2 protein-coding genes are annotated in these 1,019 nt (G+C 41.9%); both read right to left on the minus strand.

The genetic code is table 11. From position 1 onward, the window contains the following. On the minus strand, positions 1-48 hold a 48-nt coding region (locus tag A3756_RS29310; protein WP_156490591.1), incomplete at its 3' end, for a prepilin-type N-terminal cleavage/methylation domain-containing protein. 220 nt (positions 49-268) lie between these two features. Next, positions 269-772, minus strand: coding sequence for a Tfp pilus assembly protein FimT/FimU (locus A3756_RS18470; protein ID WP_068554219.1), 504 nt, complete (start codon positions 770-772; stop codon positions 269-271). Positions 773-1,019 lie beyond the last annotated feature (247 nt).

Consider the following 1,019-nt stretch of genomic DNA (forward strand, 5'->3'; position numbering starts at 1 on the left):
GATAACCATGACCAATTCGATGAGTGTAAAACCCGCTTGACGCTTCATGAGTAGAGCTCCTAAATCTTAATAATTATTTACTGCTTTCGTTCGTTAAAATTAAAAGTTAATGCTTCTTGGACTTAACGCCAAGTTTAAGTAGCACTAAAACTTCGTTCACTAATCTATTGATTTAACTATAGACATGCTTTTAAAACTTCGCACATCATTAATGTATGTTTTTGTTTAAAAATCGTAACAACAAAGCTTACTTTCTTAATAAAACTGCTTAAGGCTGAATATCTGTATAGACAGTGCCGGTGTTCGGGTCATACTCAACGTTATGTCCATCAACTGTTGCCTGATAGGTATATCGACAATCACCAGAATTCACCGTTGTCAGGTAGTCTTCACCCACGGCTGTCGACGTCGTTAGGCCATTAGTATTCATTAATGCCCCCCACAGTGCATTACACTCAGCAGCGGTCATTCCACTGGGGTTGGTGTTACCATTTACGCCTGTTGGCCAGCCATCGACACTAACATCGATAACATTATCTGGTTCACCATATCCAGGTAAGTCTGTAATGGCGGTACGGGTACCGTTTGCCAGCCACTGGGCTCTAACCAGTGAAACCGACGAGGTAAAACTACCACCAGCGCCTTCAACAGCCGATCGATGCGCCTCGTCAGAAATCTCGGCAAACTTCGGGAAGGCCACCGCAGAAAGAATAGCTAGCACGGCAATCACGACCACTAACTCAATTAATGTAAAGCCGGACATTTTTTTCATAACTTCAAACTCTCTTCATCAATGTAAATTGAAACCTGTTTTTGAAAACCCGTTTTTGAAAACCAAGTACCTGCTTCAGAAACTGCGCTCATGGTTTACGGCATGAGCTGCAGAACTAACCCTTCATATTCTGAATGTTTATTCGCTTGAACTTTATCCTTTGACAATAGACCAACTACTCTAAATCGCAACCATTGCGAATATCTTTGGCGCTGCCATTCAGGTTCATCGCTAACAATCCTTGAGA

This window comes from Oleiphilus sp. HI0086 (genome assembly GCF_001635225.1).

Excerpts from the sequence above, each read along its gene's own strand:
- A3756_RS18470 (WP_068554219.1), bottom strand. The coding sequence starts at position 772 with ATGAAAAAAATGTCCGGCTTTACATTAATTGAGTTAGTGGTCGTGATT.